Below are 19429 nucleotides of genomic sequence, written 5' to 3'. Positions count from 1 at the left end.
AGGATTTTGCGGAAGATTGCGATGGCGGGTCAGGCGCCGGACGACAGGCACGATGATCAGCGTACGCAACGCACCGCTTCAGCGGCCGGCGAGCGGCGCGAATTCGACGATGACTGGGATGCCGAGCAACAAGATAACAACATCGTTCCGCTCACGCGGGCAGACGCCGAAAAGCTGTTCGGCCCGAACGTGAGCAAGCCCTCGCGCGTGACCCCCTATAAGGTGGTGCTCGCGCAAGTGGTTCTGTCCCTGGTTGCAACGCTGGCGTGGTGGCTGTTTTCAAAGTCGCCGGGCGCCGCTGCGCAATCCGCGTTTCTGGGCGGAGCGATCGGCTGGGTGCCCAGTGCGGTATTCGTGGCACGACTGAAGGCAGGTGGCTCGGCCACCGTGATGAGCTGGGTGATGGGCGAAGCCCTGAAGCTCGCTCTAACGATCGGGATGTTCACTGCAGTGGCGTTCGGCTGGTCCGGCGTGCACTGGGTGCCGTTCCTCGTCACGTACCTCGTCGTGCTGAAGACGTACTGGATCGCGCTGGCCTGGCGGTAAGGAACAAGCAGCGTGCGGTTTCGACAACGAACCGCACCAGCCCGTTCCCGCAATAGCGTGTTGCGGAACAGGCAAAACGATTTTCGACAATTTGGGTGGCATTAACGATATGGCAGCTAGCGAAGGCACGCGCGGTCCGGATCCGTCCGAGTACATTGCGCACCACTTGCAGAATTTCTCCACCTCGCATCAGACGTCGATTTTCGACATCCACGTCTGGAATCTCGACACGCTGTTCTGGTCGATCGTTTGCGGCATCGTGACGATCATCGTGCTGCGTCTGGCCGCCCGCAAGGCGACGTCGGGCGTGCCGGGCCGTTTCCAGTGCGCGATCGAGATGCTCGTCGAGATGGTCGAAGACCAATCGAAGGCCATCGTTCACGGCAATCGTGCCTTCATCGCCCCGCTCGCACTCACGGTGTTCGTGTGGGTCGCGCTGATGAACTCCCTCGACTTCCTCCCGGTCGACCTGCCGGGCCGCGTGATCGGCCTGCTCGGTCTGTCGGACGTGATTTCCCACCATCGCATCGTCCCGACGGCCGACCTGAACGGCACGCTCGGCATCGCGCTCGGCGTGTTCGTCCTGATGATCTACTACAGCATCAAGATCAAGGGCGCGGGCGGCTTTGTGCATGAGCTGCTGTCGGCACCGTTTGGCGCCCACCCGCTGCTGTGGATCCCGAACCTCGCGCTCAACATCGTCGAATATCTCGCGAAGACCGTCTCCCTCGGTATGCGGCTGTTCGGCAACATGTACGCGGGTGAGCTGTTGTTCCTGTTGATCGCCCTGCTCGGCAGCATGTGGAGCTTCGGTGGCGACGCAACGTTCCTCGGCTTCGTTGGTCATGTGATCGCGGGTAGCGTCTGGGCAATCTTCCACATCCTGATTGTTCTGTTGCAGGCATTCATTTTCATGATGCTGACGCTGGTGTATCTCGGCCAGGCGCACGACAAGCACTAAGCGCGGCGTGCAACAAAGAGTTTCCGTTTTAGTTTTTTAAATCTCAGTTCCAAGTCTTTTCACAAAGGAGTGATCATGCAAGCTTACATCGCCAACATCCAGGGTCTGACCGCCATCGGTATCGGCATCATCATCGGCCTGGGTGCAATCGGCGCCTGTATCGGTATCGCGCTGATGGGTGGTAAGTACATCGAAGCCTGCGCACGTCAGCCGGAACTCATCAACCCGCTGCAAACGAAGATGTTCCTGCTGGCTGGTCTGATCGACGCGGCATTCCTGATCGGCGTGGGTGTTGCAATGCTGTTCGCGTTCGCGAACCCGCTCCTGTCGAAGCTCGCAGGCTAAGGTTCCTCGGAAATATGCGTCCGGCGCAAGCCGGCGCAGGGCGGAACGGAGACTTGGGGCGCTGATCGAATGCAACTCGATGAGCGCCTTACCGTTTCATTTTTCCGGAATAGCAGATAAGGAAACACCGTGAATCTCAACGCAACTCTGTTTGCGCAAATGGTCGTGTTCCTGGTCCTCGCGTGGTTCACGATGAAATTCGTGTGGCCGCCGTTGATCAACGCCCTCGACGAACGTTCGAAGAAGATCGCCGACGGCCTCGCCGCCGCCGAGAAGGGCAAGGCAGAACTCGACGCAGCGCACAAGCGCGTGGACCAGGAACTCGCGCAGGCCCGCAATGACGGCCAGCAGCGCATCGCCGACGCTGAAAAGCGTGCCCAGGCGGTCGCCGAGGAAATCAAGGCCAACGCCCAGGCTGAAGCCGCCCGCATCATCGCCCAGGCGAAGGCGGAAGCAGAACAGCAAATCGTGAAGGCGCGCGAAGCGCTGCGTGGTGAAGTCGCCACGCTGGCCGTGAAGGGCGCCGAGCAGATCCTGAAGCGCGAAGTCGATCAAACGGCCCACGCCCAACTGCTGAATCAACTGAAAGCCGAGCTCTGATCATGGCCGAACTTGCAACCATCGCCCGCCCTTACGCAGAAGCGCTGTTCCGCGTGGCCGAGGGCGGTGACATCGCCGCCTGGTCCACGCTCGTGCAAGAGCTGGCCCAGGTTGCGCGTCTGCCGGAAGTCCTGTCGGTCGCGTCGAGCCCGAAGGTGACGCGCACGCAAGTAGCCGAGTTGCTGCTTGCTGCGGTGAAGTCGCCGCTCGGAGCTGGCGCCGAAGCGAAGAACTTCGTGCAGATGCTGGTCGACAATCATCGCATCGCGCTGCTGCCGGAAATCGCCGAGCAGTTCGAGGCGCTCAAGAACGAACGTGAAGGTGCAGCCGACGCCGAGATCGTGAGCGCGTTCCCGCTGAACGGCGCGGATCTCGAGAGTCTCGTCTCGGGCCTCGAACGCAAGTTCAAGCGCAAGCTGAAACCGACGGTCGCAGTCGATTCGTCGCTGATTGGCGGCGTGCGCGTGACGGTCGGCGACGAAGTGCTCGACACCTCGGTTCGCGCGCGCCTCGCATCGATGCAGGCTGCGTTGACCGCCTGAGCGCCACGCCGGCACGCAACAGAATTGACTATCAGGAGCGAATAATGCAACTCAATCCCTCTGAGATCAGCGAGCTGATCAAGAGCCGGATCCAGGGCCTTGAAGCGAGCGCAGACGTTCGCAACCAGGGCACCGTGATCTCCGTGACCGACGGTATCGTGCGTATCCACGGCCTGTCGGACGTGATGCAGGGCGAAATGCTCGAGTTTCCGGGCAACACGTTCGGCCTCGCGCTGAACCTCGAGCGCGACTCGGTCGGCGCGGTGATTCTCGGCGAATACGAACACATCTCGGAAGGCGACATCGTCAAGACGACGGGCCGCATTCTCGGAGTCCCGGTTGGTCCGGAACTCGTCGGCCGCGTGGTCGATGCGCTCGGCAACCCGATCGACGGCAAGGGCCCGGTCAACGCCAAGCTGACCGACGCGATCGAAAAGATCGCCCCGGGCGTGATCTGGCGTAAGTCGGTGTCGCAGCCGGTGCAGACGGGCATCAAGTCGATCGACGCAATGGTGCCGATCGGCCGTGGCCAGCGCGAGCTGATCATCGGCGACCGTCAGTGCGGCAAGACCGCGGTGGCGCTCGACGCGATCATCAACCAGAAGGGCAAGGACCTGATCTGTATCTACGTCGCGATCGGCCAGAAGGCTTCGTCGATCATGAACGTGGTTCGCAAGCTCGAAGAAACGGGCGCGATGGAATACACGATCGTCGTCGCCGCTTCGGCTTCGGATTCGGCCGCGATGCAGTACCTCGCACCGTACGCCGGCTGCACGATGGGCGAATACTTCCGCGACCGCGGCCAGGACGCGCTGATCATCTATGACGACTTGACCAAGCAAGCTTGGGCATACCGTCAGATCTCGCTGCTGCTGCGCCGCCCGCCGGGCCGTGAAGCGTACCCGGGCGACGTGTTCTATCTCCACTCGCGTCTGCTCGAGCGTGCTGCTCGCGTGTCGGAAGAGTATGTCGAGAAGTTCACGAACGGCGAAGTGAAGGGCAAGAGTGGCTCGCTGACGGCACTGCCGGTCATCGAAACGCAGGCTGGCGACGTGACCGCGTTCGTTCCGACGAACGTGATCTCGATTACCGACGGCCAGATCTTCCTGGAAACCGACCTGTTCAACGCAGGCATCCGCCCGGCAATCAACGCCGGCGTGTCGGTGTCGCGAGTCGGTGGCGCCGCGCAGACGAAGGTCGTGAAGAAGCTGTCGGGCGGTATCCGTACCGACCTCGCGCAGTATCGTGAACTGGCGGCATTCGCCCAGTTCGCATCGGACCTCGACGAAGCGACCCGCAAGCAGCTCGAGCGCGGCCGCCGCGTGACGGAACTGCTGAAGCAGCCGCAGTACCAGCCGCTGCAGGTGTGGGAACTGGCCGTGTCGCTGTACGCCGCCAACAACGGCTACCTCGACGACCTCGACGTCAAGCAAGTGCTGTCGTTCGAGAAGGGCCTGCGCGAAAACCTGAAGACCAGCCACGCTGACCTCATCAAGCGCATCGAAGACACCAAGGATCTCTCGAAGGACGACGAAGGCGCACTGCGCTCGGCGATCGAATCCTTCAAGAAGTCCGGTGCCTATTGATCCGCGAGTGACACACTGAGGCCGCGCGGGTGCTGATGCGCCCGCGCCGCTTCGGTCAAGGAGCAAGCTATGGCTGGAATGAAGGAAATTCGCGGCAAGATCAAGAGCGTGCAGAACACGCGCAAGATCACGAAGGCGATGGAAATGGTGGCCGCATCGAAGATGCGCCGCGCGCAGGAACGCATGCGCGCCGCTCGTCCGTATGCGGACAAGGTCCGTGCCATCGCCGCGCACATGAGCCGCGCGAACCCGGAGTACCGCCACCCGTTCATGGTGGCGAACGAAGATGCGAAGACGGCCGGCATCATCCTCGTCACGACGGACAAGGGGCTGTGCGGTGGTCTGAACACCAACGTGCTGCGTGCGACGGTGCAGAAGTTCAAGGAGCTGGAAGAGAAGGGCCAGAAGGTCGAAGCCACCGCGATCGGTAGCAAGGGCCTCGGGTTCCTGAACCGCTTCGGCGCGAAGGTGATGTCGCAGGTCGTGCACCTCGGCGACACCCCGCATCTGGACAAGCTGATCGGCGCCGTGAAGACGCAGCTCGACCTGTACTCGGAAGGCAAGCTGTCGGCGGTTTATATCGCTTACACGCGCTTCGTCAACACGATGAAGCAGGAAGCCGTGATCGAGCAGCTGCTGCCGCTGTCGTCGGAACACTTCGAAGCCGACGATGGTACGCCGGCCACGTCGTGGGACTACATCTACGAGCCGGACGCGCAGGCAGTCGTCGACGAACTGCTCGTGCGTTACGTCGAGGCGCTGGTGTACCAGGCCGTCGCGGAAAACATGGCGTCCGAGCAATCGGCGCGCATGGTCGCGATGAAGGCCGCGTCCGACAACGCGAAGACGGTGATCAGCGAACTGCAGCTCGTATACAACAAGAGCCGTCAGGCCGCGATCACGAAAGAACTGTCGGAGATCGTCGGCGGCGCAGCCGCTGTTTAAGCGCGCGCCCGGGACGACAACTGCGCCTTTGCGCGAGTAAAGAATCAGGTATTTAAAGGAAAAGCGATGAGTACTGCTGCTTTGGTAGAAGGCAAGATCGTACAGTGCATCGGCGCCGTTATCGACGTGGAATTCCCGCGCGACAGCATGCCGAAGATCTACGACGCGCTCATTCTCGATGGCTCGGAACTGACGCTCGAAGTCCAGCAGCAGCTGGGCGACGGCGTTGTCCGTACCATCTGTCTGGGTGCATCCGACGGCCTGCGCCGCGGTCTGACCGTGAAGAACACGGCAAAGCCGATCTCGGTGCCGGTCGGCAAGCCGACCCTCGGCCGAATCATGGACGTGCTTGGCCGTCCGATCGACGAAGCTGGCCCGATCGAAAGCGAAACGACGCGTTCGATCCACCAGAAGGCGCCGGCGTTCGACGAACTGTCGCCGTCGACCGAACTGCTCGAAACGGGTATCAAGGTCATCGACCTGATCTGCCCGTTCGCAAAGGGCGGCAAGGTGGGCCTGTTCGGCGGTGCTGGTGTGGGCAAGACCGTCAACATGATGGAGCTCATCAACAACATCGCGAAGGAACACGGCGGTTACTCCGTGTTCGCGGGCGTGGGCGAGCGTACCCGTGAAGGGAACGACTTCTACCACGAAATGAAGGACTCGAACGTTCTCGACAAGGTCGCGCTGGTGTACGGCCAGATGAACGAGCCGCCGGGCAACCGTCTGCGCGTCGCGCTGACCGGCCTGACGATGGCCGAGCACTTCCGTGACGAAGGCCTCGACGTGCTGTTCTTCGTCGACAACATCTACCGTTTCACGCTGGCCGGTACCGAAGTGTCGGCACTGCTCGGCCGTATGCCGTCGGCAGTGGGCTATCAGCCGACGCTGGCTGAAGAAATGGGCAAGCTGCAAGAGCGCATCACGTCGACCAAGAAGGGCTCGATTACGTCGGTCCAGGCCGTGTACGTCCCTGCGGATGACTTGACCGACCCGTCGCCGGCTACGACCTTCGGCCACCTGGACGCAACCGTCGTTCTGTCGCGTGACATCGCTTCGCTGGGTATCTACCCGGCGGTCGACCCGCTCGACTCGACGTCGCGCCAGATCGACCCGAACGTGATCGGTGAAGAGCACTACTCGATCACCCGTCGCGTTCAGCAGACGCTGCAGCGCTACAAGGAACTGCGCGACATCATCGCGATTCTGGGCATGGACGAACTGTCGCCGGAAGACAAGCTGTCGGTCGCGCGCGCGCGTAAGATCCAGCGTTTCCTGTCGCAGCCGTTCCACGTTGCTGAAGTGTTCACGGGCTCGCCGGGCAAGTACGTGCCGCTGAAGGAAACGATCCGCGGCTTCAAGATGATCGTCGACGGCGAGTGCGACCACCTGCCGGAACAGGCGTTCTACATGGTCGGCACGATCGACGAAGCCTTCGAAAAGGCCAAGAAGATCTCGTAAGGGTCGGGTGTAACGCAGCGGGTGCCGTTGGCCGTTGATTCTCCTATAGCGCTGGCGATAGGAGACACGGCACCCACGCACTATGCTCAATCCGCCGTGCATGGGATCGAAGTGGGCTTTTCAGCGCCCGCTCCGATCGACAGGAGTCGATATGGCAACCATCAAAGTAGACGTCGTCAGCGCGGAAGAGCAGATCTTCTCGGGCGAGGCGAAATTCGTCGCGCTGCCGGGCGAAACGGGTGAGCTGGGCATTCTGCCGGGCCACACGCCGCTGATCACGCGGATTCGTCCGGGTGCGGTGCGCATCGAAGTCGAGGGCGGCAACGACGAATTCGTGTTCGTCGCGGGCGGCATTCTCGAAGTGCAGCCGGGCGCCGTGACGGTGCTCGCCGATACCGCGATCCGCGGCAAGGACCTCGACGCGGCGAAAGCCGAGGAAGCACGCAAGCGTGCCGAGGAAACGCTGCAGAACGCGAAGTCGGATCTCGACCTCGCGAAGGCGCAATCCGAGCTCGCGACCGCGATGGCGCAGCTCGAGGCGATCCAGCGTCTGGCGAAGATTCGCAGCCGGCACTGAGCCGCGCCGCGTATCCCGCGAAAGAAAGCAGCCTTCGGGCTGCTTTTTTTTCGTCCGTCGGGTTCGTCTGATTTTTGCGGGCCGGATCGTTCCGTCCGGTCGTGCTATTTCATCCGTTCGCCGTGATTTGATGTCAGAGTGTCGTCAGCCACGCGCGTCATCATCCGCGTGGAGGCCGTTCGTCGCGAGTGCGCGGCGGAGGCGGGCGCCGAAGGCGCGCGCAGGCCGACCAGACAAAAAGGACGGAGACATTCATGGCAGCAGACCTTGGCGTAGGCGCGCTGATCGCGCCCGAAAACGGCTTGTCGTATGTGCGCGGCACGACCGACGTGCCGCTCTCCGAAGCGACGATCGGCCGGTTCCTGCTCGACACGGCCGGGCGCTTTCCCGATCGTCCGGCCGTCGTGTTCCGCGAGCAGCAGGTGCACTGGACCTGGCGCGAGTTCGCGAACGAGGTCGACGTGCTGGCCGCGGGTCTGGCCTCGCTCGGCATCGTGAAGGGCGATCGCGTCGGCATCTGGTCGCCGAACCGCAGCGAATGGCTGCTCACCCAGTTCGCGACCGCGCGGATCGGCGCGGTGCTCGTCAACATCAATCCGGCCTACCGGCTGTCGGAACTCGAATACGCGCTGAACAAGGTCGGCTGCAAGGCCGTGATCGCCGCCGAGCGCTTCAAGACGTCCGCGTACGTCGAGATGCTGCAGACCATCGCGCCGGAGCTCGCGACCGCGACGCCGGGCGATCTTCATGCAGCGCGCGTGCCGAGCCTGCGCACGGTCGTGTCGATGGGCGACGTCGCGCCGGCCGGCATGTTCCGCTTCGCGGACCTGATGGCGCGCGGCCGCCAGGCCGTCGATCCCGCATTGCTCGATGCGATCGGCGCGACGCTCTCGGCCAACGAGCCGATCAACATCCAGTTCACGAGCGGCACGACCGGCAGCCCGAAGGGCGCGACGCTCACGCACCGTAACGTCGTCAACAACGGGCGCTCGATCGCGACGGCGATGCGTTTCACCGAGCAGGACACGCTGTGCATCCCGGTGCCGCTGTATCACTGCTTCGGGATGGTGCTGGCCGTGCTCGCCTGCGTGTCGACGGGTGCGGCGATGGTGTTCCCCGGCGAGGCGTTCGACCCGGTCGCGACGCTCGCGGCGGTGGCCGACGAGCGCTGCACCGCGCTGCACGGCGTGCCGACGATGTTCATCGCCGAGCTCGATCACCCCGAGTTCGCGAAATTCGACCTGTCGACGCTGCGCACCGGGATCATGGCCGGCTCGCCGTGCCCGATCGAGACGATGAAGCGCGTCGTGTCGCAGATGCACCTGTCGGAGATCACGATCGCGTACGGAATGACGGAAACGAGCCCCGTGTCGTTCCAGAGCTCGACCGACGATCCGCTCGAGAAGCGCACGACGACGGTCGGGCGCATCCAGCCGCACCTGGAAGTGAAGATCGTCGATCCGAGCGGCGCCATCGTGCCGGTCGGCACGACGGGCGAGCTGTGCACGAAGGGCTATTCGGTGATGCTCGGCTACTGGGACGACGACGCGAAGACGCGCGAGGTGCTGGTGGACGGCTGGATGCATACGGGCGACCTCGCGACGCTCGATGCGGACGGCTACTGCAACATCGTCGGCCGGCTGAAGGACATGGTGATTCGCGGCGGCGAGAACGTCTATCCGCGCGAGATCGAGGAATTCCTGTTTCGGCATCCGAAGATTCAGAGCGCGCAGGTATTCGGTGTGCCCGACGCGAAGTACGGCGAGGAGCTGTGCGCGTGGATCGTGCTGCGCGCAGACGAGCAGATGACGGAGGACGACGTGCGTGCGTTCTGCAACGGGCAGATCGCGCACTACAAGATCCCGCGCTACATTCGCTTCGTCGACGAGCTGCCGATGACGGTGACGGGCAAGGTGCAGAAGTTCGTGATGCGCGACCGGATGATCGAGGAACTGAAGCTCGACGTGCAGAAGACCGCGTAGCGCGGCATGAAGGCGGGAAAAACGCGGCGGCCTGCGGGCCGTTGCGTTTTCGATGGACGAAAAAAAGCGGGCTTATTAGCCCGCTAAAAACCACACGCTACGGGGTTAGCGCGAGGAGACCAAAGATGAAACCGAGTCCGGCGGGGGCCGGAAACGACTCCAACAGGGATGCCCCTCGGAAGGGCTTCGGTACGTGACCGACTGGCTCGCAGCGCTTCGCGTCCGCTCACACTTGGCACACGAGACCGCATCCGTGTTGAAACCGTTGAGGCCATTGTGGGCGAATTAATGACCCGTCGCGGTAACAAAGTGTTTCAGGTTGTAACGCCCGCCAGATAAGGCTTTCCGGGATTTTTTGCTGTTTTTGAGGGCCTGAAAAAGGTCATTTTTACCCATATTTTCCGCAGCGTTTTCAGCGCATGCGCACGATGCGTTTTTCACGCGTATCAGGCTCGACGAATTGCCGATTTGCACGCGAGAAAATGCGCCGTCCGGCCGATACCGCGCATGACGATTCATTCGTCAGAAAGATTTTGAAACGTGATTGGCAGGCGCGGAAGTCGGCCGTTCGGCCAATTCGGTGGCACCGGGCCGATTTTCCGGGCGTCGGCACACCGCAGCGAAGTGTAACGGCGGTGATGAGGCCACCGCCGCGCAGCGATTTTTGCGGGCGTCGGAGGCGGGGTCGGTGCCCGCTATCTGCTGCCACGCACGAGCCTGCTTACTTCAGCCATTTATCCGAAATCGCCTGATATTCGCCGGTCGACAGCGCGAGATGCAGCCACTGGTCGACGTACTGCTGGAACGCGACGTCGCCGCGCGGCACCATGTACGCCTTCTCGCCGAACTGGAACGGCTTGTCTGGATGCACCGAGCACAGGCCTGGATTCAGCTTTTGCTGCAGCAGCGTCTCGGATGCATCCGTCACCATCACGTCCGCCTTGCCGGCGAGGATCTGCTTGAAGATCGTTACGTTGTCCGGATAGACGGTGAGGTTCGCGTGTGTGAAATACTGCTTCGCGAAACGCTCGTTGGTGCCGCCCGGGTTCACGATCACGCGCGTTTCCGGCCGGTCGATCTGCGCGACGCTCTGGTATTTGTCGGCGTCCGCGCAGCGCACGATCGGCGTCTTGCCGTCGACGACGTACGGCTGCGTGAAGAACACGCGCTTCTGGCGCTCGAGCGTCGTCGACACGCCGCCCACCGCGATGTCGCATTTCGCGACGAAATCGCCGGTCAGGTTCGGCCAGCTCGTCTTCACGTAGTCGGCATTCACGCCGAGCGACTTCGCGAGCGATTCGGCCATGTCGATGTCGATGCCCTCGAAGCGGCCGTCCGCGCGGTAGTACGAATACGGCTTGTAGTCGCCCGTCGTGCACACGCGCAGCGTGCCGCGCGCGAGCACGTCGTCGAGCCGCGAGCCGGCGCCTGGTGCGGCGGCAGCGGCGAGCGTGGCGGTCTGCGCGTGCGCGGCGGTGCAGCAAAGCAGTGCGGTCGCGGCGAGCGTGGCGAGTGTCTTCATCGGTCTCCTCCTTCGTTTGGTTCGATATGAGCGTCCGATCATAACGGAGCCATCGCGCGCGTCATATGGCCGCCATCGCGTCGGCATGCGCAGCCTGAGGGCGGCTGTCCGGTAAAATGCCGCTTTGCCCTCGCACCGTCGCTCCTACCGTGGCCCATACCCTGCTCAACGACACCTTCCTGCGTGCGCTTCTGCGCGAGCCGACCGACTACACGCCGATCTGGCTGATGCGCCAGGCGGGCCGCTACCTGCCCGAATACAACGCGACGCGCGCACGCGCCGGCAGCTTCCTCGGTCTCGCGAAGCATCCCGACTACGCGACCGAAGTGACGCTGCAGCCGCTCGAGCGCTTTCCGCTCGACGCCGCGATCCTGTTCTCGGACATCCTGACGATTCCGGACGCGATGGGGCTCGGCCTCGACTTCCAGGTCGGCGAAGGGCCGAAGTTCGCGCATCCGGTGCGTACCGAGGCCGACGTCGCGAAGCTTGCGGTGCCGGACATCGAGGAAACGCTCGGCTACGTGACGGGCGCCGTGCGCGAGATCCGTCGCGCGCTCACCGACGGCCAGGGCCGCCAACGCGTGCCGCTGATCGGTTTTTCGGGCAGCCCGTGGACGCTCGCGTGCTACATGGTCGAAGGCGGCGGGTCGGACGACTTCCGCACGGTGAAGTCGATGGCGTATTCGCGCCCCGACCTGATGCACCGGATCCTCGACGTGAACGCGCAGGCGGTGGCCGCGTACCTGAACGCGCAGATCGAAGCGGGCGCGCAGGCCGTGATGATCTTCGATACGTGGGGCGGCGCGCTGGCGGACGGCGCGTACCAGCGCTTCTCGCTGGACTACATCCGCCGCGTGGTGTCGCAGCTCAAGCGCGAGCACGACGGCGAACGCGTGCCGGTGATCACGTTCACGAAGGGCGGCGGGCTGTGGCTCGAGGAGATCGCGGCGACCGGCGTCGACGCGGTCGGGCTCGACTGGACGGTCAACCTCGGCCAGGCGCGCGAGCGCGTCGCGGGCAAGGTCGCGCTGCAGGGCAACCTCGACCCGACGATCCTGTTTGCGCCGCCGGCCGCGGTGCGCGAGCAGGCGCGCGCGGTGCTCGACAGCTATGGCAACCATCCGGGCCACGTATTCAACCTCGGGCACGGCATTTCGCAATTCACGTCGCCCGATCACGTCGCCGAACTTGTCGACGAAGTCCATCGCCACAGCCGCGCGATCCGTAGCGGAGCCGCCGGCTGAACGCAAGCGCTGTCATGCTGCACTGCGGCGTGACGGCGTTTCGCTATCGGCACTAAACAGGGCGCAACCCCTCACCGGTTGCCGATTCAGTGCTTGTCAAGACTTGACTTATACACATTTTCCACGTTGCAGCGCGGTAGAGCCCTGTATCGGTCAATTTGTCTCGCTATGGTTCGGTAATTTGAATAGCAGCCTTATGGCATAAGGCTTCGCGGGGCACCGCAACAAGCGGCGAAAATCAGCGCAAAGCGCGTCCCCGCGCGCGTTGCGGCCATCGAGCGGCGAGTTCTCAACAAAGTTATCCACAGGCTGGGCAGGGTATACGGCGATTCCTAATGCGAATCCAAAACTTAGCGCCGAAACTGAAGTTTTACTTTAAGTTCGCTGCCCCGAGGCGGGCGCGGATGTCGGCCGTCCATGCCCATGCGGCGCATCCCGCCGCCGGAGCGCCGCGATGAGCGGCACCTATCTGCGCGTCGCGCTCGACCATCCGCTCGCGACCCTGTTCGATTACCGCTGCGACGCGCAACCGGCGCCCGGACCCGGCACGCTCGTGCAGGTGCCGTTCGGCAAGCGGCAGGCCGTTGGGCTCGTCTGCGAAGTGACGACTCACACCGACGTGCCGCCGTCGCGGCTGCGCGCGATCGACGCGATCTGCACCGACCTGCCGCCGTTGTCGCCGGACTGGCTCGCGCTCGTGTCGTTCGCCGCGGATTACTACCAACGCGGGCGTGGCGAGGTCGCGCTGCCGGCGCTGCCGCAGGCGCTGCGCGATGCGGGGCGCTGGGGGCGGCTGCTCGCGCCCGAGGTGCGTTACCGGCCGACGGAAGCGGGCCGCACGGCGCTGCCCGATGCATTGCCCGCGCGCGGCGCCGCGCTGCGTCGGCTCGCGCAGGCGCTGGTCGACACCGGCTCGCTGGCGCTGCCCGACGCGCGCGCGCTGCACCCGAAGGCCGCGGCCACGCTCGACGACTGGGCAGCGCGCGGCTGGGTCGACATCGAGGAGATCGGCTGGGGCGATGCGCCTGTGCCCAAAGCTGTGGATAACCTGTTGGCAGCCGGTGGACGAACTGTGCCGCCGGCGCTCACGGACCAACAGGCCGAGGCGCTCGACGCGATCCGCGCCGCGCAGGGCTTCGCGCCGTTCCTGCTGCACGGCGTGACGGGCAGCGGCAAGACCGAGGTCTATCTGCATGCGCTCGCGTCGCTGCTCGACGCGCGGCCGGATGCGCAGGCGCTCGTGCTCGTTCCCGAAATCAACCTGACGCCGCAGTTCGAGGCCGCGTTTCGCGCGCGCTTCGCGGGGGCGCTCGCCGATGACGCGATCGTCACGCTGCACAGCGGGCTCGCGGAGGGCGAGCGTGCGCGCAACTGGCTCGCCGCGCATACGGGCCGCGCGCGGATCGTGCTCGGCACGCGCCTCGCGGTGCTCGCGTCGATGCCGACGCTCGCGCTGATCGTCGTCGACGAGGAGCACGAGCCCGCGTACAAGCAGCAGGAAGGGCTGCGCTATTCAGCGCGCGACCTCGCCGTGTGGCGCGCGAAGCAGCTCGGCATCACGGTCGTGCTCGGCTCGGCGACGCCATCGCTCGAAAGCTGGTGGCAGGCCGAGCAGGGCCGCTACACGCGGCTCACGCTCTCGCGCCGCGCGGTGGCCGACGCGACGCTGCCGACCGTGCGGCTGATCGATCTCGAAGAGGAGCGGCGGCGCGGGCGCGCGTCGATGGGCGGGCTGTCGGGGCCGCTCGTCGCGGCGCTGAAGGCGCGGCTAGAGCGTGGCGAACAGAGCCTCGTGTTCCTGAACCGGCGCGGTTATGCGCCGCAGCTCGCGTGCGACGCCTGTGGCTGGGTCGCAGGCTGCCCGCGCTGCAGCGCGTACGTCGTGCTGCACAAGCCCGAGCACGCGTTGCGCTGCCATCACTGCGGCTGGGAATCGCGCATTCCGCGGTCGTGCCCCGAGTGCGGCAACGTCGACATCGCGCCGCTCGGGCGCGGCACGCAACGGATCGAGGAGGCGCTCGCCGAAGCCGTGCCGGGCGCGCGCGTGCTGCGGATCGACGCGGACAGCACGCGCCGCAAGGGCAGCGCCCAGGCGCTCTTTTCCGATGTGCATGCGGGTGAGGTCGATATCCTCGTCGGCACGCAGATGATCGCGAAGGGGCACGACTTCCAGCGCGTGTCGCTCGTCGGCGTGCTCAATGCCGACACCGCGCTGTTCTCGCACGACTTCCGCGCGAGCGAACGGCTGTTCGCGCAGCTGATGCAGGTGAGCGGCCGCGCGGGCCGCGCCGGGCTGCCGGGCGAAGTGCTCGTGCAGACACGTTACCCGCGTCACGCGCTGTACCACGCGCTCGGGCGGCAGGATTACGTCGGCTTCGCGAATTCGACGCTCGGCGAGCGCCGCGACGCGCACCTGCCGCCGTTCGTCTACCAGGCGCTGCTGCGCGCCGAAGGGCGCACGCTCGACGCCGCGCTCGCGTTCCTGCTGCAAGCCGCGGCCGCGTTGCCGGGGCTGCCGGGCGCCGATCGCGTGACCGTCTACGACGCGGTGCCGATGACGATCGTCAAGGTCGCGAACGTGCATCGCGCGCAGTTGCTGCTCGAAAGCGCATCGCGGGCGGCGCTGCAGCATGCGCTGCGCGCATGGCAGCCTGAGTTGCGCGCGCTGAAGGGCGTGCTGCGGTGGAGCGTCGAGGTCGATCCGCTGGACATCTGAGCTGAGCGGCGCGGCATGCGGCCGCCGTGCCGCGTGCCGCTGCGTTGCACCCCCGGCCGCCGGGCCGGATACACCCGAACCGTCTCTTGCCGCCCGGCCGTGCCCGGGCGCCGCACCTCCCGCCACACCCAGTGCAACCCGTTTTCGTCCGCCTCGACCCGCGCGGAAGGTTGCGCACGCATGTCGAACCGGCCCGATCAGGGAAAACACCGAGCTTCCGACCACGGGCAACTCCTAGGTTGCAACCGTATAAGTGGCTGATTATATTGAGTAACCTTGTGGTGCAACCCATCTCGTAATTTGGTTGCACCTTTTTATTGCGTGCCGTAGGATTTCGCGCATCCTCTCACACCACATTGCCGGGCTCGCACCGGCGCACGAACCCACCATGGCAAGCACGACTCTCGGCGTCAAAGTCGACGACCTACTCCGCTCGCGCCTCAAGGACGCCGCCGCGCGTCTCGAGCGCACTCCCCACTGGCTGATCAAGCAGGCGATCTTCGCGTATCTCGAGCGGATCGAGCACGGCCAGCTGCCGCCCGAGCTGTCGGGCCACAGCGGCGTGACGGAACTCGCCGACGGTCAGTCCGCGGACGGCGACGACGACAACTCGCCGCATCCGTTCCTCGAGTTCGCGCAGAACGTGCAACCGCAATCGGTGCTGCGCGCGGCGATCACGGCGGCGTACCGCCGCCCCGAGCCGGAATGCGTGCCGTTCCTGCTCGGCCAGGCCCGCCTGCCCGCGAACCTGCAGGCGGACGTGCAGGCGCTCGCGACGAAGCTCGTCGAGGCGCTGCGCGAGAAGAGCTCCGGCGGCGGCGTCGAAGGGCTGATCCACGAGTTCTCGCTGTCGAGCCAGGAAGGCGTCGCGCTGATGTGCCTCGCCGAAGCGCTGCTGCGCATTCCCGATCGCGCGACCCGCGATGCGCTGATCCGCGACAAGATCAGCAAGGGCGACTGGCGCTCGCACGTCGGTCACGCGCCGTCGCTGTTCGTGAACGCGGCCACGTGGGGGCTGATGATCACCGGCAAGCTCGTGACGACCAACAGCGAAGCCGGGCTGTCGTCGGCGCTCACGCGCCTGATCGGCCGCGGCGGCGAGCCGCTGATCCGCAAGGGCGTCGACATGGCGATGCGCCTGATGGGCGAGCAGTTCGTCACCGGCGAAACGATTTCCGAAGCACTGGCGAACAGCCGCAAGTACGAAGCGCGCGGTTTCCGCTACTCGTACGACATGCTCGGCGAAGCGGCGACGACCGAAGAGGACGCGCAGCGCTACTACGCGTCGTACGAACAGGCGATCCACGCGATCGGCAAGGCGGCCGGCGGCCGCGGCATCTACGAAGGCCCGGGCATCTCGATCAAGCTGTCCGCGCTGCACGCACGCTACTCGCGCTCGCAGCAGGACCGCACGATGAGCGAGTTGCTGCCGCGCGTGCGCGCGCTCGCGCTGCTCGCGCGCCGCTACGACATCGGCCTGAACATCGACGCCGAAGAGGCCGACCGCCTCGAACTGTCGCTCGACCTGCTCGAGGCGCTGTGCTTCGATCCGGATCTCGCAGGCTGGAACGGCATCGGCTTCGTCGTGCAGGGCTACCAGAAGCGCTGCCCGTTCGTGATCGACTACCTGATCGATCTCGCGCGCCGCAGCCGCCATCGCCTGATGATCCGCCTCGTGAAGGGCGCGTACTGGGATACCGAGATCAAGCGTGCGCAGGTCGACGGCCTCGAAGGCTATCCGGTCTACACGCGCAAGATCTACACCGACGTGTCGTACCTCGCGTGCGCGAAGAAGCTCCTCGCGGCGCCGGATGCCGTGTACCCGCAGTTCGCCACGCACAACGCGTACACGCTGGCCGCGATCTACCAGCTCGCGGGCCAGAATTACTACCCGGGCCAGTACGAGTTCCAGTGCCTGCACGGGATGGGCGAGCCGCTGTACGAGGAGGTCACCGGCCGCGACAAGCTGAACCGTCCGTGCCGCGTGTATGCACCGGTCGGCACGCACGAGACGCTGCTCGCATACCTGGTGCGCCGCCTGCTCGAGAACGGCGCGAACACGTCGTTCGTGAACCGTATCGCGGATAAAACCGTGTCGGTGAAGGAGCTGGTCGCCGATCCGGTCGACGAGGCATCGAAGGTCGTGCCGCTCGGCGCGCCGCATACGAAGATCCCGCTGCCGCGCAACCTGTACGGCGACGAGCGTCCCAACTCGATGGGCCTCGACCTGTCGAACGAACACCGCCTCGCGTCGCTGTCGTCCGCGCTGCTCGCGAGTGCGCATTTCCCGTGGCGCGCGGCGCCGATGCTCGCCGACGACACGCTCGCCGACGCACCGGCCCGCGACGTGCGCAACCCGGCCGATCAGCGCGACCTGGTTGGCACGGTCAGCGAAGCGACGGCCGAACACGTGAGCGCGGCGCTCGCGCACGCGGTGGCCGCCGCGCCGATCTGGCAGGCGACGCCGGTCGATGCGCGTGCCGATTGCCTGGTGCGCGCGGCCGACCTGCTCGAAGCGCAGATGCATACGCTGATGGGCCTGATCGTGCGCGAAGCCGGCAAGTCGCTGCCGAACGCGATCGCCGAGATTCGTGAGGCAGTCGACTTCCTGCGCTACTACGCCGCGCAGATCCGCGACGAATTCTCGAACGACACGCACCGCCCGCTGGGCCCCGTGGTCTGTATCAGCCCGTGGAACTTCCCGCTCGCGATCTTCATGGGGCAGGTCGCCGCGGCACTCGCCGCCGGCAACACGGTGCTCGCGAAGCCGGCCGAACAGACGCCGCTGATCGCCGCGCAGGCCGTGCGCCTGCTGCGCGAGGCCGGCGTGCCGGCCGGTGCGGTGCAGCTGCTGCCGGGCACGGGCGAGACGGTCGGCGCGGCGCTGGTGGCCGATGCGCGCACGCGTGCGGTGATGTTCACCGGCTCGACCGAAGTCGCGCGCCTGATCAACAAGACGCTGTCCGCGCGTCTCGACCCGGACGGCAAGCCGATCCCGCTGATCGCCGAAACGGGCGGCCAGAACGCGATGATCGTCGACTCGTCGGCGCTCGCGGAGCAGGTCGTCGCGGACGTGATGCAGTCGTCGTTCGACTCGGCCGGTCAACGGTGTTCGGCGCTGCGCGTTCTGTGTCTGCAGGACGACGTTGCGGACCGCACGCTCACGATGTTGAAGGGCGCGATGCACGAACTGGCGCTCGGCAATCCCGACCGGCTATCGACGGACGTCGGCCCGGTGATCGACGGCGAAGCGAAGCAGACGATCGACGCGCACGTCGCGGCGATGAAGGACAAGGGGCACGCGGTCACGCAACTGCCGATGCCCGACGCATGCGCGCACGGCACGTTCGTGCCGCCGACGCTGATCGAGATCGGCAGCATCGACGAGCTGAAGCGCGAGGTGTTCGGCCCGGTGCTGCACGTGGTGCGTTACCGCCGCAGCCAGCTCGACAAGCTGCTCGAGCAGATCCGCGCGACCGGCTATGGCCTGACGCTCGGCATCCACACGCGCATCGACGAGACGATTGCGCACGTGATCTCGAATGCGCACGTCGGCAACATCTACGTGAACCGCAACGTGATCGGCGCGGTGGTCGGCGTGCAGCCGTTCGGTGGCGAAGGGCTGTCGGGCACGGGCCCGAAGGCCGGCGGCGCGCTGTACCTGCAGCGCCTGCTCGCGACGCGTCCGTCGGGCCTGCCGCGTTCGCTCGCGCAGTCGCTGGTGGCGGACGGCGCGGTGGAAGGCGACGCACGCGGCAACCCGGCGGCGGCGCTCACGACGCTGCGCGACTGGCTGATCGAGCAGCGCGAGCCGGCGCTGGCCGCGCGTTGCGACGGCTATCTGGCCCAGGTGCCGGCCGGTGCGACCGCGGTGCTGACCGGTCCGACGGGCGAGCGAAACACGTATACACTCGGCCCGCGCGGCACGGTGTTGTGTGTCGCGGCCACGCCGGGCGGTGCGCGCGCGCAGTTTGCGGCGGTGCTGGCGACCGGTAACCGCGCGCTGTTCGCGGGTGCCGCTGGCGAGGCGCTGGTTGCCGCGCTGCCGGCGTCGCTGAAGGCGCACGCGAGCGTGCGCAAGCAGGCCGACGCGCCGTTCGACGCGGTGCTGTTCGAAGGCGACAGCGACGAACTGCAGACGCTCGTGAAGGACGTCGCGCAGCGGCCGGGCCCGATCGTGTCGGTGCAGGGCGTGTCGGTGGGCGCGTTCGAGAACGGCGATGCGGAAGATTACGCGCTGGAACGGCTGCTGACGGAGCGCTCGGTGAGCGTGAACACGGCCGCGGCGGGTGGCAATGCGAATTTGATGACGATCGGCTGACCATCCTTGCCGTTCGGATCAAACATAGGAAGCGGCAAGGCGATCCCGAAGCCGCTCCATTTACCCTGGTACCAAGGAGAT

The 19429-nt window shown here is 65.5% G+C and carries 14 protein-coding genes; 13 read left to right on the top strand and 1 reads right to left on the bottom strand.

The features are described 5' to 3' along the window. Positions 1-21 precede the first annotated feature (21 nt). From CFB34_RS23660 to CFB34_RS23615, 10 genes are all read left to right on the top strand, one after another. Positions 22-546: an ATP synthase subunit I gene (locus CFB34_RS23660; RefSeq protein ID WP_089438918.1), complete on the top strand. Its 525-nt coding sequence runs from the start codon at positions 22-24 to the stop codon at positions 544-546. Between the two features lie 109 nt (positions 547-655). Next, on the top strand, positions 656-1507 hold the full coding sequence (gene atpB / locus CFB34_RS23655) for a F0F1 ATP synthase subunit A (protein WP_089438919.1): 852 nt from the start codon (positions 656-658) through the stop codon (positions 1505-1507). A gap of 75 nt (positions 1508-1582) precedes the next feature. Beyond that, entirely contained in the window at positions 1583-1852 is a 270-nt protein-coding gene (gene atpE / locus CFB34_RS23650; protein WP_006482730.1) for a F0F1 ATP synthase subunit C, read from the top strand. Positions 1853-1981: 129 nt separating this feature from the next. Continuing rightward, complete coding sequence (locus tag CFB34_RS23645; RefSeq protein WP_039351436.1) at positions 1982-2452, top strand: F0F1 ATP synthase subunit B; 471 nt, start codon at positions 1982-1984, stop codon at positions 2450-2452. A 2-nt stretch (positions 2453-2454) separates the two neighbouring features. Further along, positions 2455-2994: a F0F1 ATP synthase subunit delta gene (locus CFB34_RS23640; RefSeq protein ID WP_011350524.1), complete on the top strand. Its 540-nt coding sequence runs from the start codon at positions 2455-2457 to the stop codon at positions 2992-2994. A 44-nt stretch (positions 2995-3038) separates the two neighbouring features. Then, entirely contained in the window at positions 3039-4580 is a 1542-nt protein-coding gene (atpA, locus tag CFB34_RS23635; protein WP_089438920.1) for a F0F1 ATP synthase subunit alpha, read from the top strand. A gap of 69 nt (positions 4581-4649) precedes the next feature. Then, a complete protein-coding gene (gene atpG, locus CFB34_RS23630) occupies positions 4650-5525 on the top strand; it encodes a F0F1 ATP synthase subunit gamma (protein ID WP_089438921.1) in 876 nt (291 codons plus the stop codon). A gap of 66 nt (positions 5526-5591) precedes the next feature. Then, positions 5592-6986, top strand: coding sequence for a F0F1 ATP synthase subunit beta (gene atpD / locus CFB34_RS23625; protein ID WP_011350527.1), 1395 nt, complete (start codon positions 5592-5594; stop codon positions 6984-6986). A 151-nt stretch (positions 6987-7137) separates the two neighbouring features. Beyond that, positions 7138-7563: a F0F1 ATP synthase subunit epsilon gene (locus CFB34_RS23620; protein WP_006477288.1), complete on the top strand. Its 426-nt coding sequence runs from the start codon at positions 7138-7140 to the stop codon at positions 7561-7563. A gap of 254 nt (positions 7564-7817) precedes the next feature. Then, positions 7818-9545, top strand: coding sequence for an AMP-binding protein (locus tag CFB34_RS23615; RefSeq protein WP_089438922.1), 1728 nt, complete (start codon positions 7818-7820; stop codon positions 9543-9545). Between the two features lie 721 nt (positions 9546-10266). Here CFB34_RS23615 and CFB34_RS23610 read toward each other — a convergent pair. Then, complete coding sequence (locus tag CFB34_RS23610) at positions 10267-11067, bottom strand: transporter substrate-binding domain-containing protein (protein ID WP_089438924.1); 801 nt, start codon at positions 11065-11067, stop codon at positions 10267-10269. Positions 11068-11216: 149 nt separating this feature from the next. Between CFB34_RS23610 and hemE the strand changes: the two genes are divergently transcribed. The 3 genes from hemE to putA all read left to right on the top strand — a co-directional run bounded on the left by hemE (position 11217) and on the right by putA (position 19348). After that, entirely contained in the window at positions 11217-12311 is a 1095-nt protein-coding gene (hemE, locus tag CFB34_RS23605; RefSeq protein ID WP_278190121.1) for a uroporphyrinogen decarboxylase, read from the top strand. A gap of 454 nt (positions 12312-12765) precedes the next feature. After that, entirely contained in the window at positions 12766-15027 is a 2262-nt protein-coding gene (locus CFB34_RS23600; RefSeq protein ID WP_089438926.1) for a primosomal protein N', read from the top strand. Positions 15028-15415: 388 nt separating this feature from the next. Next, entirely contained in the window at positions 15416-19348 is a 3933-nt protein-coding gene (gene putA / locus CFB34_RS23595; protein WP_089438927.1) for a trifunctional transcriptional regulator/proline dehydrogenase/L-glutamate gamma-semialdehyde dehydrogenase, read from the top strand. Positions 19349-19429: the final 81 nt, after the last annotated feature.

The sequence above is a fragment of the Burkholderia sp. HI4860 genome (genome assembly GCF_002223045.2).
GTDB lineage: Bacteria > Pseudomonadota > Gammaproteobacteria > Burkholderiales > Burkholderiaceae > Burkholderia.
Note: the sequence above shows the minus strand (reverse complement) of the source record. Positions and strands in the feature narration are given on the sequence as shown.